A 13,403-nucleotide genomic window follows, 5' to 3' on the forward strand; every position below is an offset into this window, starting at 1 on the left:
GGACAGGCCTCGACCGGGCCATTTGGGTCACCAGTGTTCGCATGCGCCGGGAAGACCGATCCTCCATGGTCGTCTCATCCTCTCGCAGACCTCGGCGGGCAGACTAACTACGTCATCGATAGCTCCTCATTTCTGTTCCTTTGTTCGTGCCTGGTGGCCGTTCCTTCGAACCGGCCTGCGCGTGCAGGCGCGCCGCGCGCAGGGGCCGTCAAGGCTGGCCGTCGCTTGGGCCTCGCCTCTCGCGTCCATGCTGCCAGGCCACGTCTTGTACGGCCCCGAGCACGGCGCGAGGATTACGCTGGACGGGAGGCCATCGCATCGGTCTTGCCGCACGTGACGGCGCGCCCCTTGTGGAGAACCGCCCACGCGATGCGGGCAAGCTTGTTGGCCAGCGCAATGGCCAGCACGTTGTGGTGCAATCGCTGCTTCGCTGCCTCGATCCAGGATTTGAGCCCATAGCGTTCCCACTGCTTGGGCCCGAGCTTGACCAGCACGACCCAGGCTGCCTGAACGAAGAGAGCGCGCAGGTAGCGATTGCCGCGCCTTGAGATGCTGCCGAGGATTGTCCGGTCTCCCGTCGAGATTTGTTTCGGGACCAGCCCGAGCCACGCGCCGAAGTCGCGGCCTTTGGAGAACACGTCACCAGTGCCAATCGCTGCCACCATCGCGCTCGAGATGATCGGACCGATGCCGGGGACCGTCATCAGCCGCTCGCAGTGCTGATTCTGATGGGCGAGCGTTTCAATCTCCTCGGACAGGCCCTCGATCCGCGCATCCAGGCGGCGCCAGTCTGCTGATAGATCTTCGAGGATGTGCACCATGCGGGGCGAGAGCACATCGGTTTGCCTCGCCAGGATGCTTGGCAGCTCGGCGCGCAGGAACCGCAGTCCCTGCCGCACTGCAATGCCGCGCTCCAGCAGAAAGGCGCGGATCTGATTGATGATGCCGGTGCGCTGGCCGACCAAGCGCTCACGGACGCGGTGTAGTGCCTGCAGGTCGAGTTGGTCGGCGGTCTTTGTGGCGACGAACTTCATGGTCGGGCGTTGCACCGCCTCGGCGATCGCCTCCGCATCGCGGAAGTCGTTCTTCTGTCCTTTGCTATACGGCCGCACGTATTTGGCTGGCATCAGCCGGGCATTGTGGCCGAGCAACTGCAGCTTGCGGCTGAGATGATGTGCGCCGACGCAGGCCTCCATGCCGATCAGGCACGGTGGCAGGTTGGCAAGTCGCGCTTCGACTTGGCCGCGCGACCATTTCTGTCGCAGCACGATCGCACCACGCGGATCGTGCCCTACGACGTGGAATGAATTCTTGCCAATATCGATGCCGATCACGGCGATTGCGCAGTTGTTGGATTGCTGAGACATGGCGTGCTCCTCGTCTTCACTGCCCCGAGCCAGCTCGCGGGGCTGGAGCACGGCCGGACCATCCCATTACCAGACCTACAAGGGGGGCGTCGAGTGATCGCTCCGTGATGATCGTGCGCTCATCACCAAAGTAGCTGTCGCGCATGGCTTTGAATCCGAGCCTTGCGTAGAAGGGTTCGGCAGTGACGTAAGAAGGGGACGCTCAGGGAGAGATATTTCGTTCACGCGCGGTGCGCTCAATCTCGGCCATCAGGCGGCAGACGGAGCTAAGTGCGAGCGGCGTGCCACCTGACCGTTTCTTTTTCGGCGACCGAAAGCCCCATTCATCACGTGCAGTGACCGCAATCCGCTTTGGTGTGTATAAGTTGCCAACTTGGCGGCAATTCCATTCCATTCTACGCTCCCCGCTCGAAAGTCAGGCAGTCTGTCTCAGTAGGGTCCCCGCTCGATTTTATCGAGTTGAATACTGACTATGGCATGGCCAGGACGCAACGCGACGTCCGCACGTTCCGTTCGAATTTCGTATAGAACTTCCTCCTCCGCACTCGGGGGATAATCGTTGCCCGAGATGAGAAGGGGAAGATCATTTCCTTGACGCCGCCGGCCTCCTCGCTTCACGCTTAGTACTGCGAGATTAAATAGATTGCATCCGACCCGTCGGTTTGGCTCGGAACTACCAAAGTTTTTGCTGCTTGAGAAGCTGTCCCTCCGCATTCTTGTCTCTCGATGTGCCTTCACCGGACTTGGTGTTCGCATCATCAATGGATTTCTTCAAATCAAGCAGCATGTCCTTGACCCACTCCATTGACGTTTCGAGAGCCGTGAACCGCCCGTTGGAATACCAGGCCATTGCTATTAGGGCGCTCAAGAGTCCGATGAAATATTCCCAGCCGATGTGAATTGTTATGGCTTCCATGCCGTCAGCCTAGACGCTGAAGGCTTTCCGACCAAGGCGCGCGAATGTGCCTGGCACATACAGCCTAGCGCCTCGCCGAGATCGACGCGATGGAGGACTATTAGACGCATGAACGATGACGCTGTCCGCAAGCCGATGAACGAGCACCGACATGTCAGGCCGACGGTCTCCGATGTTCTGGAAGATGGCACCCTCGTTGAATTGGTATATCGAACGGAGAATCGCACAACGTTGTTTGCGACGTCGCTAGCAGGACGCTGGACGTTAGCTCGGCACGTAGACGTGCCAGGCCATCATCGATTCATTCCATTCTCGCCCGACAACAATCTCATTAAGAACGAGGTTGTCCTGCTCCCATCGGAGCCACGCTCCTATGGAAGCGAGCAAGAGCTCGTCTCTGAGGTCATCGATTTCATTCACCGCTATGCCGATCTCAGCCCGACGTTCGAGCAGGTCGCGGGTCATTACGTGCTGCTAAGCTGGGTCTACGACGCCTTCAATGACTTGCCGTACCTTCGACTTCGTGGCGATTTCGGGACCGGGAAGACGCGCTCGCTCCTCACGATTGGCTCGCTTTGCTACAAGCCATTCTTCGCAAGCGGTGCCTCAACCGTCTCGCCAATCTTCCACACGCTCGATGCTTTCAGGGGAACGCTCATCTTCGATGAGGCCGATTTCCGCTTTAGCGACGAGCGATCCGAGATCGTCAAGATCCTCAACAACGGCAACGTCCGCGGGATGCCGGTTCTGCGCACGGTCATGAATCGCCAGCGAGAGTTCAACCCGCAGGCGTTCCATGTCTTTGGACCGAAAATCGTTGCGTCAAGAGGCCGCTACGAGGATCGCGCTTTAGAGAGCCGCTTCATCACTGAAGAAACGGGAGCGCGACCATTACGCAGCGACATTCCCATCAATCTCCCGTCGACCTTCAAAGAAGAAGCGCGTGAGCTGCGCAACAAGCTCCTTTTATATCGCTTTCGCAGACGGCACGAAATCAAGCTCGATCCGACCCTCGTCGACCCGGCGCTCGAGCCGCGGATCAATCAACTCATGCTGCCGCTCCTCAGCATCGTCAGCGATCTGGCGCTCCAAGCTGAGGTACGGAAGGCGGGGAAGCGCCCTCAAGACTCGATCATTGCTGAGCGTGGTCTCCTCATGGAGGCGCAGGTCCTGGAAGTGCTCATTGAACAGATGCTCTCGTCAAATAGACGCGTCGTTCCGGTCGCCGACATTACCATAGGTATGATCCGACGCTATGGTGCCGAATATGACCTACCGATCAGCAACCGCTGGATCGGAAGCATTCTGCGCAAAACGCCGAACCTTCAGACGTATAAATCGCACGGGGTCTACGTCGTGCCCATAACCGAAAAGGAGAAGGCCGAGATGTTGTGTCGGAGATATGGTGTAAGCGTCACGATGGACACGGCCTCGACCGAAGCCAGAGGGGACTTGGGGACTTCGGCGACATCCTAGAAGCACATCGAAGCTCTGATGGATCGCCAGGACCAACAAAAGTGACTTTTCTTCCCGTGACGTTCTCTAAGTCCCCCAAGTCCCCATCTCCATCAAATTTTCATGCGCGTTCCGATATCCTCTCTAGAGCCACGATAGATACAATGGAGGGCGCACTTTTGTGCTTCTGGGCCCATACCGAACAACAGCACCTGCCCCTGTTTGCGGCTGCCGAGAGTAGACCCGAAGTGACCGGCCGGCGATCAAGACGCCGCTGTTTTACCTATAGCGGCCCGGGCGGCTACGTATCGTTTCATATCAGCCACGGGATCTCGTGAGCGCAACCATTGCCGCGTCCGAATCTTCGGCCGCAAGTTGAGGCAAGTTCGACGGCATAAAAAATAGCAAAACCAGCCACCGGAGATGTGACGCTGTTCACATCCTTGTCGCACGACGGCGCTTATGTTCAACCTGCCCGGCAGGTGCCGGGGAAATAGCGCAGAGCTCTGCTCAAGCCGTCTCACCTAATCATCGATAAAGGGAGGCCCGTATGTATCGACACAATGCGATGTGGGATTCCGTCAAATTCGCTGCGGTGACCGCCGTCATGACGTCGATGGTGATGCCAGTTTCGGCCCAACAGTACCCACCGGCGGCGAGTCCACTTGCGGTGGCGCCTGCGGCAAATCGATATCCCGATGGTAGTAAACTTCAGGCGCAATATTCTTCAGTCAATCAGCCGTTGAATTTGCCGACGGCTCGAGCCGCCGCGCGCGCAGCTTCAGCGGGTTTTGCATCTGCCGCATCGGTGCAAACCGATTTGCCGGAGGGTTTTACACTCCTGGCCGCTCCAACGAGCCATATTGGTGGCTCTGATCAACTCAACGCTAACGCAGGCGCGAACGCAACTGCCAGCGCAATCCCCACGGCAGGTTCGACCGAAAAGTTCATCACAGTATTTCCCCTCGGATATCGCGGAATTCCACTGTCGAAGGGGAGCGACTACCTGACTGTCGTAAATGGCGATGGCCGTTTGCTGGTGACGCGCAAGCGTGGCATGCCGACGAAATTCGACGCCACCCAGCCGACGATTTCCAGCAACGAGGCCGTTCAGATCGCCCGCAGGGACGCCGGCCCGAACTTCGCCGGCCTCGACCCTGAAAAAATTAAGCCCGAATTGCAGATTTTGGTCGACGAGCAGCAGAACGGCAATCTGTCGTGGACATTCACACTGAACTCCGGCTCGATCGCCGAGCCAGACGTGCGCAAATACTGGGTATCCGCGGTCGGAGAGCCCCGCGTGCTGCGTTGGGAAACCGAAATCTACCATACGCATAGCGGCGTAGTGAGCGGCAACATCTGGGCCACAAGCCCGTTGCAGCCTACAGATAACCGGGCTTTTCCGGAGCTTGAGGTCACCCGTCTTTCCGACGGTGTCAAGCAGATCACCGGCGCCGATGGCCGGTACGGTTACGCGACGCCGGCCGGCAGCACGGAAATCAGAGCGAAACTTCGCGGACCGTTTTTCATCATCAATAATCAGTCGGGTCCCGCACTCGAGAGCGCCCAGACGGGGCCGGCGTCTCCGCCGATCAACCTGAATTTCGGCGCCACGGGCGAGGACCAACTGGCGCAGGACTCCGCCTTCTACTGGGCGAACTTCGCTCGCGATCTCGCCCATACCATCCTCGCACCGGTCGACCTTCCCAATCTGCCGGTGCTGACCAACATCAACCAGACCTGCAACGCATTCTGGAACGGGTCGTCGCTGAACTTCTTCAAGGCGGGCGGCGTCTGCCCCAACACCGCGTATTCGGATGTTGTCATGCACGAATACGGTCACGGTATCGACGCTGCGAAAGGCGGCATTGTGCACGCCGGTTACAGCGAAGGCTTCGGCGATTCGATGGCGGTTCTCGCCACACGTCAGCCGTGCGTTGGCCGCGACTTCTTCGGAGCAGGCACCTGTCTTCGACCGGCGACCGATGTGGTCCTCTGGCCAGCGGCAAGTCCGGACCCGCATGTAGTCGGTAGGCCATATGCGGGCTTTACCTGGGAGCTTATCCAGCAGCTCAAACAGACGTATTCGGATGACGAAGCCTATGCCATCGCGACCCGGCTGGTGCTCGGCGCCGCGGCCGCCAATCCGTCAGACGTTGCCGACGCGGTTCGCTTGAGCTTTATCGTTGATGACAACGACGCAAACCTGACAAACGGTACGCCGCACTTCCGCGCGTTAGCGAATGCCGCGGATTCCCGCAAGATTCCGCGTCCTGCTGATCCGGTCGTTGGCGGTTCCTCGGTCGGGGCCGCGGCGGCATTCCCATGGACTCCAGCGAAGGTCGTTTCCGCGAACGCCAACATCTTGCAGACGGCCATCCACCTCGATAGGCCGGGCAAATTGCACATATCGGCTAACACCAGCGCCCGCAGCACCGTTCCGGTCCAATTCCAGACCGGCGTCTACAACGGTGCGGCAGCCAACGTCGTGTGGACCGATTCCTACCGCAACGTAGGTGTACCGGCGCCCAATCAATGGACTGACGTTACTACAATGTTCGCAATCGATTTGCCCGCTGGCGACCACACGATTTATTGGAAGATCTGGATCACGGGTGGCTCCCTGACATTCAGTTCGGGAACGCTCCTGCTTGAAGGCTTCGAGCCAGCCGGCGGCCCAATGGCGATCGCGGCCGCAGAAGAAGAGGCTCCCGGATCGAGCTTGACAACGGTAGGTGCTGCGACCACGACCCCTAGTCCCCCCCGGATACCGTCGATCGCCATTTCGCGCGACGAGGCCGGCCGAGGGATCACCGTGGTGAATCAGTGACGCGAAGGAAGGGGGCGGACGATTGGTCCGCCCCTTCCCAACCGACGTAGCCTTAGAAATGCCCCATCTCGCGCCGAAAAATCATTGATGCGACCTCAATCCCGAAGGATCTTTTTATTGTTGCTCGCCTTGGCGGTTGCATGCATGGTGCCGCTGCGCCTTGCGCAGGCGGCGGATTGCCCGGCAAAACCGATGTTGACTATCAAGGACTCGCAGGACGGGTTTGCCGGAAAAACCGGCACGATCTGGACCATCAAACCCGATTGCAGCTTCGAGGTCGCACGATTTCACGGCGAGAACGTCAGCGCGCCGCATGCGAAGGGACAGCTCACGCCTGAGCAGCAGTCGCGGCTCGCCGCCGTTCTCTCCACCGAGGACGTCGCAACACTGCCGGCGCACACAGGTCAGCCCGCACCGGTCAATTCCCGACAGATTTCAATCGAATACGGCGGAAAAACCGCGGTGCTCGATCTAGGGACGAGCGATCCGGCCGCGTTGGGAAATTTACCCGAGTCGGGACGGCGAGTCATGGAGATCAGCAAGGCTGTCAAAGGCGTGACCGGCGAGTAGTTTTCTACTATTGCAGCCACCATCGTCGCGTCGATCCTGCTCCGTCTTCTCGCCGCGTGCGCCGGAGCGCGCTTGTCGCAAGCTTCGGCGATTTGAAGATGACTTGAGGACGAACGCTCTGTGGACCGACATGTGCCGCACTGTTACTCGATGCGCTAACGTCCTGCTGGGCTCTAAGACCAAATCACTTGCAAAGGGATCAGAAGCTGGGCGGTCTCGGCTCTCACCGGAACGGCGTTGCTGTCGCCGGCCCTAGCTGATGATGAATGGAGCCGAGAGGTTTAACTCTGTCATCGTAACCGGGAAGCCGACGTCATGCCGGAACTCCTGGTACACGCCCTCCTTCGGGACCATCAAGCCTCGCCGTGAGATCACATAGCAGCTGCTCGAACATCTGACAGGGCGCATTCCGCCAACTGCGCGGGACGTCGGGCTGCAGGCGATAGCAATGCCTCTAAGCATGGTTGCGGTCCGGATTGAACGATGCTGAGCAAGTTCAAAAACGGCCCCAGCCGCATGATGGAGTAAACAGCCGGGGCCGGAATTCCCATTCCATGTGCCGCAATCGGCGGTACGCAGCACGCTTCAAGAGCAGGCACACAGAAGCTAACGAACCATTTCGAGAGAGCTGGTCGGCTCGTTCGGCTCGATGCGAGTCGCCGATACGTTACGTCTGCCGCTTCACTGAGCTGTTGTACGATTTCCCTAGTCCTTTTGGGGCTTCAACGCGTGCCAGCACTCTTGGGATCGTGTTGTGCGCAGGAAGGGCCCGCCACCACCCAATGGGTGGCCAAGTTGCCAATGTTGATGTCCTGGTACAGCGACGCGGAAGTAACCGCTCGCGCAAAAGAACGAGCTGTAACAGGAGGGAGACCAACTCCTGCCGCTGCGACATACAAAATACAAAGATACCGGCGTCGGCTTCTCGAGTAGCGCCAGCTGATCAAAAAACTTGCATTCGATTCGAAATGGGTGTCAGATTTCAACGAGGCAATTGCACGCCTGACAGCTGCCCACAAAACGGCGCCGTACCGGATTCGCCGTTATTTTAACTGGCAGCGTCGATGCCATCGGCAGGCGCCCAGAACAGAAATTCCTGAGTTTGATTGGCCCGCTCACTGACGAGAGGTTCGAGCGGCGTTTATTACGCCATACTTTTCGACGCACGCAACGTCGGCGCGACCGCAACTTTACTTGAAGGGGCATGCTATGCGCAAAGCATTTTTTGCGATCTTCGTAGCCGTCATGATCGAAACAAGTGTCAGCCCCACCTGAGCGGAGCAAGGCACTTGGTACACGCTCTACTGTCACAACAATTCCGAAAGAGGCACTTGCCGCTGATGCGGCGCACTGCGGGCGAAATCAACTTGGATTTTTCGTTTGCACGCAGAAACCTTTTGATGCGCGTGCACATTGGCAGCACCACCTCGAGCGCGAGTCTCAGGACCGTCATTTGGCCTCGAAACTGAGCGCGTCCATTCTGTGAGTGGGGCGATCATCATCGGAGGATTCGATGGCAACAACTCCAATTGTGATCAATAGCGTTAGCGATCTCCAGGCGATTCAGAATGATATGTCGGGATATTATGTTCTAGGAGCGGACATTGATGCCGCCGGACTTAGCTTCGTATCCATCGGAAGCGCTACAAATCCGTTCACCGGGACATTTGACGGGCAAGGACACACAATTAGCAACCTGACGATCAATAACGTTACCGACCCCGACACGGGTCTGTTCGGATACGTTGGCGCAACCGGCGTGATCATCAATGTGGGATTGATCGATGAGACAACAACGTCATCGCACGTCTATGTCGGAGGTCTCGCGGGCGAGAACTTTGGAACGATAGCGCGATGTTACGTGAGCGGCACAGTCAGCGGTGTCAATTACGTTGGCGCATTAGTCGGGCTCAATGGCACCTCAGGCAGCATCACTCAGTCGTATGCGACTGGAACAGCCGATGGCCAACTCGATGTCGGCGGGCTAGTGGGGGTAAACCAGGGAACGATTATTGAAACATATGCTACTGGCACGACAAATCCTTCAGGCAGACCAGGGGTGGCGATCGGCGGCTTAGCTGGGCTCAACACCGGCAGTATCACTCAATCTTATGCAATAGGCACTGTTGGTTTGGGGGGTGGATTTGGTCTAGGCGGTCTAATCGGCTCCGGCGTAGGCACTATCGCGGCCAGCTATTGGGATACTGAAACCACAGGTCGCTCTACAAGCGCCGGCGGCACAGGTCTGACGACCGCCCAACTAGAATCCGGGATACTGCCGGACGGGTTTGATCCAACAATTTGGATTGACGTTGCGGGACAATCTCCAGCTCTTCGCTGGCAAACAGCTGCGCCTTTAGAAAACCATGCGCCTGTCGCGTCAAACGTCACGGCCAACGCGAATGAGGACACTAACGATCCAATAGTGAAATTGGTGGCATCTTTCACAGACGCAGATCTCAGTGACACCTTCACCTTCTCGATTGACCCGACCGGAATGGTTGGCAAAGTCATCAACAACAACGACAGGACGTTCACCTACGACCCGAACGGAAAATTCGAGTACCTTAGCGTCGGTGAAACCGCGGCAGATTCGTTCACCTACAGCGTCACGGACAACCATGGTGCGAGCTCTACAGCAACGGCGACGGTGACCATCCACGGGGAAAATGATGCGCCATCGGCTCGTGCTGACGTAGCGGTTGTTGAGAAGGGCGCGTCGGTAACCGCTGACGCTGCGAATGGAGTGCTGGTCAACGATAGCGATACCGATAGGCATGACATATTGCACGTCAGCAGCGTGAACGGGCTTAGCGCCAATGTCGGCCGTGTGGCCATCGGTTCATACGGATCGCTAACGCTCAGTCCTGACGGCAGCTACAGTTACTCTGCTAACAGAAACATTCCAGGGCTGACGAATAACGGTGACGTCCAGGACACCTTCCTTTACACAGTTGACGACGGACACGGCGGTACAGCGTCCTCGACATTGACTGTAACAGTGCAAACTCAAAACGCCTTGAGTAGTGGACCAGTCTTCTCGATCCGGCCGCTCGACGCGGACAAGAACGAAGGCAACAGCGGCGCCACGCCGTTCACGTTCGTAGTTACTCGTGATGGCAACGCAAGTGGTGCGGCAAGAGTCGATTGGAAGGTTGGTCCTGCCAACGCGGTCACGGCAGATGGCCTGGATTTTGTGGGAGGCACGTTTCCTGCCGGGACAGTCACTTTCGGCGTAGGCGAGTTCAGTAAGACAATCACGGTCAATGTTGAGGGCGACACGTTTTACGAGAGCAGCGGGAAGGCCGAAAATTTCGTTGTAACTCTATCAAATCCAAGCGCCGGCGCTACGATACGCCCGACCCAGGACAGCGCCGTTGGCCACATTCACAATGACGATCTACCACTTCAGGATGCCGCAAAAATCTTTGCAGCCTTGGGGACAGAAGGGGAGATAGTGGCGCTCGCTCAACTTGCACAAGCAGCTTATCATCTAGTTCCAAGTATTGAGAAGCCAGGAGCTGGTATAAACAATCCGGACGGAATTGCTGATTACTACTACGCTGCGCTACCAGCGGGAATGCAGGTTCTAACAGCTTCGGAACTCCCATCAATATCTCCCCAGAGCGTTGCCGGTGACCTCAATTTTCCCAACTTTGGATTGCTAGACGGAATTTATATTAACGGCAACGCGGCCGCCTTGGTCATCCGATCAGCCGACTCTCTATTCATCGCCTTTCGCGGAACGAACGATTCCCCGAATATAGTTCAGGACGTAGCCGGCGGCCTCTCTGGGCACGGAGGGACACCGGATTCAAATGATTGGTCAGTGTTTGGCGGAATGCCTCACCACTACGATCTTTTGCAGCCTCTCGTAACTGCCATCGATCACTACCTCTCGATTCATGCTGATATTAGCCACGTCTATGTCACGGGCCATAGTCTTGGTGCCAGCATGGCTCAAAGGTTTATGAGTGACGACATCCTAGACAATCATGCTCAAGTATCATTCCAAGCAGTTACGTTCGCGAACCCTGGATTCGACTTCTCAATATCCCTAGATGATCCGCGAATAGTGAATATCGATATATTGGGTGATCCGGTTCTAGGACTATCGCCATATGCCGTGCGTGGCGACATGTATCAAATCGTGGACAATGATTTCAGCTGGGGTGGAAGAAGCCTTCATGATATGAGCCTTTACTTAGATGCAGTACGGTTCCTAAATTCGCAACACGATAGTGTTCCGCAATCGGATCTGAACGCGAACGGGACACGTGACCTGGTGAATTTCTACACCAATATCAAGTACACGGGTGATACATCTGATCCGTGGAGCGTCACGCTCGCAACAGGAGTTGTACCCTCGCCTCAGCTCCTTCAATTAGTACCAAACGTCAATCTCAATCACCGCGATGTCATTGGCGTAACTGGCGGCGGAACGCTGACTGGTGGGCCACAGAATGATGTGTTCACGTTCGCGCCCGGATTCGGGCCAGTCACAGTCACGGATTTTCGTCCCGGGCAGGACACCATTCAAATCGACCCCTCTCTATTCCGGAATGCCAAGGCAGTCATGGCTCATGCTCATGACGTAAACGGCGACGTTGTAATTGCGTATGATGCAAATGACACGATTACGCTGCTAGACGTGACAAAATCCCAGCTGCACCTGACCGATTTTCAGATTGTTTGAGTAAAGCCAAAATCTATACCAATTCACAGTCCACAGCTGCGGGGGCAAGCGCACGCTGTTTGCCCGGCAGTTGCTATGATGTTGGCATGAACCGAGCCCCAGTTCAATTTGGACGACGCGGTGTCCCTCATCCGCGGGTCTCTCGTAGTCTTAGGAGTCAGTTTTATCAGCATGGAAATCGCTGGTGTCGTGGGGCTCATCCACACGTTCTTCCATTACTATCTGCTGCATTTCTTGCCTGTTTTGTTGTCACTTCCGATTGCGTACATCTGTTTTGATAAGCTCTTAGAAATTGCTGAGACCCGGGCTGGACTCAAGGTCACGAAGTCCGTGATGCTAATTGCAGTGCTGTTTATGGCGAACTTCGTTTTCCGCGAATACATGGTCATCATCGCACCGGTCGGATTCAACATGTTTCTGTTTTCTCTTCGTTCCTTTCTTCAAGGGACCGTTCCAAATGGGGCTATGTTTTATGCGGCTGTCGTGCCTCAATTGACGTTCTATTCCGTTTTGCTAATCGCTTTTACCGTTTTACTAACTAGGCGAATGCGTACATCTTGATCCAAACAGGCTAAGATCGAGAGCCTTTAGGGTCGAAATCACATCCTGCGAAGTGCGACTCAGCCTCGATCTCCGGTCTTTGGCGACGTTCCGCAGCCGGTCTTCGTCTTGGCCAAGGTCCTCAGCGGCACGAGTGATTGTCGTGACGGGATGGACTTTGTTTGTGTGCATGATCACGCATCTCGGGACGACATCCCGCCGGGATTACTGATTGAGCTTGCGTGTGCGTACTCTGGCGCCTGCGGAGGGGGCGTTTCCATGACAGTCAAGCGCTCCGGCCGCCGTCGGTTGAAGTCGCTGGAGGGATAGAGCTCATCGCCCGGAACTGCATGCGTTCGCAGTTTGATCTTGAGCGAGAGCGTGATATCAAGCCGCTCCCAATCAACTCCGGAGATCTAGATGGCAAAGAAGTCCACGAAGAAGAAACTCGTCCGCAAGGAATACACGGCGACCGACATCAAACTGTTGAAAGCGCATTCGAGAGCCAGAACTCCGGTTTCGAAATTGTCTAAGATGATGAAACGATCGGAAGGTTCGTTGAGACAGAAGGCACGGGTGCTAGGGATAGGCCTCGGCCATCAACGCTAGCTCGTTACAGAGGGGCTTCATCGCACTGCGTGAGGGGTACATAACGGAGCGCGATGTCTTCAAACGACGCGCGTCCCGAATCCCACAGCAGGCGTGCGGTACAAGTTCTGCCGAAGTGAATAAGAAATGTGCTTCAGTGGTTCTAAAGCGTGATGGCATTAAGTTCGATAGCCTGAATTTTTGAGGTAGTTGGCGCACTCCTCGGCGGTGAAGGCATCGAGTGCGTGGCCGATTGCGGCGCAGACCGCGTCCACGGTTCGCGCGGCAGCTTTGCGAAGCAGGTGCTTGAGCTTGGCAAAGACCTGTTCGATCGGGTTCAGGTCGGGCGAGTATTTTGGCAGGAAGAAGAGTTTGGCGCCGACCGAACGGATCAGCTGGCGAACCGCTTTGCTCCTGTGGCTGCCGAGATTATCCAAGACG

At 56.8% G+C, this 13,403-nt stretch carries 9 protein-coding genes; 6 read left to right on the forward strand and 3 right to left on the reverse strand.

Translation table 11 applies throughout. The features are described from left to right. Positions 1-293: 293 nt before the first annotated feature. Complete coding sequence (locus tag YU9_RS0129770) at positions 294-1,367, reverse strand: IS110 family transposase (protein WP_027576067.1); 1,074 nt, start codon at positions 1,365-1,367, stop codon at positions 294-296. A 673-nt stretch (positions 1,368-2,040) separates the two neighbouring features. Further along, positions 2,041-2,283: a hypothetical protein gene (locus tag YU9_RS0129775; protein WP_027576068.1), complete on the reverse strand. Its 243-nt coding sequence runs from the start codon at positions 2,281-2,283 to the stop codon at positions 2,041-2,043. A 108-nt stretch (positions 2,284-2,391) separates the two neighbouring features. Here YU9_RS0129775 and YU9_RS44780 point away from each other — a divergent pair, with 108 nt between their 5' ends. The 6 genes from YU9_RS44780 to YU9_RS0129810 all read left to right on the forward strand — a co-directional run bounded on the left by YU9_RS44780 (position 2,392) and on the right by YU9_RS0129810 (position 12,983). Beyond that, positions 2,392-3,759, forward strand: a complete 1,368-nt coding sequence (locus tag YU9_RS44780; protein WP_027576069.1) for a hypothetical protein — start codon at positions 2,392-2,394, stop codon at positions 3,757-3,759. Between the two features lie 529 nt (positions 3,760-4,288). Then, positions 4,289-6,568 (forward strand): hypothetical protein, encoded by a 2,280-nt coding sequence (locus tag YU9_RS0129785; protein ID WP_156952202.1) that lies wholly within the window; start codon positions 4,289-4,291, stop codon positions 6,566-6,568. A gap of 117 nt (positions 6,569-6,685) precedes the next feature. After that, positions 6,686-7,138 (forward strand): hypothetical protein, encoded by a 453-nt coding sequence (locus YU9_RS0129790; protein ID WP_156952203.1) that lies wholly within the window; start codon positions 6,686-6,688, stop codon positions 7,136-7,138. 1,513 nt (positions 7,139-8,651) lie between these two features. Further along, the gene (locus tag YU9_RS44785) at positions 8,652-11,834 is read left to right on the forward strand and encodes an Ig-like domain-containing protein (RefSeq protein ID WP_084299122.1); all 3,183 of its coding nucleotides are present in this window, start codon (positions 8,652-8,654) and stop codon (positions 11,832-11,834) included. A 171-nt stretch (positions 11,835-12,005) separates the two neighbouring features. Beyond that, positions 12,006-12,395 carry a hypothetical protein gene (locus YU9_RS0129805; RefSeq protein WP_198028316.1) on the forward strand — a complete coding sequence of 130 codons (390 nt, stop codon included), beginning with the start codon at positions 12,006-12,008 and terminating at the stop codon, positions 12,393-12,395. Positions 12,396-12,794: 399 nt separating this feature from the next. Next, a complete protein-coding gene (locus YU9_RS0129810; protein ID WP_027576074.1) occupies positions 12,795-12,983 on the forward strand; it encodes a hypothetical protein in 189 nt (62 codons plus the stop codon). A gap of 158 nt (positions 12,984-13,141) precedes the next feature. Here the strand turns inward: YU9_RS0129810 and YU9_RS0129815 are convergent. Then, the coding region (locus tag YU9_RS0129815) for a transposase (protein WP_027576075.1) at positions 13,142-13,403 on the reverse strand (262 nt) is incomplete at its 5' end.

The organism is Bradyrhizobium sp. WSM1743 (assembly GCF_000473065.1).
Taxonomy (GTDB): domain Bacteria; phylum Pseudomonadota; class Alphaproteobacteria; order Rhizobiales; family Xanthobacteraceae; genus Bradyrhizobium.